The organism is Parafrigoribacterium mesophilum, from assembly GCF_039652555.1.
Lineage (GTDB): Bacteria > Actinomycetota > Actinomycetes > Actinomycetales > Microbacteriaceae > Parafrigoribacterium > Parafrigoribacterium mesophilum.
In genome coordinates this window covers 1-270 of sequence record NZ_JBDJAF010000063.1, presented here as the reverse complement: position 1 = coordinate 270, position 270 = coordinate 1, and the positions used below count along the sequence as shown (strand labels likewise).

Here is a 270-nt window from a genome sequence, read left to right as displayed (position 1 = left end):
CAGCAGCGTCGGGGGGCGGACCACCGCCTTTTTGCAGACCACCGGCATGGCCGTCTCGCTCGGCGCGGCCTGGGCCGGCGGTTCCGGGCTCTATCCTTATCTCAAGAGCTTCTTCCCCAATGGCGTACAGGTGGTGCAGGGCACGGCCTATGCCGGCAATGGCTCGGCGCTGGCGGGCAGGGGCGTGACCGCCGATGTGGGCGCCAGCCGTTTCGCCACTGGCACCACCGGGGCCAACGGCTATTTCTACCTGTTCGCGCCGCCGGGCAC

At 69.6% G+C, this 270-nt stretch carries 1 protein-coding gene; it reads left to right on the top strand.

All coding sequences use genetic code 11. From position 1 onward, the window contains the following. Positions 1 to 46 precede the first annotated feature (46 nt). On the top strand, positions 47 to 270 hold a 224-nt coding region (locus ABFX56_RS16110; RefSeq protein WP_346234367.1), incomplete at its 3' end, for a hypothetical protein.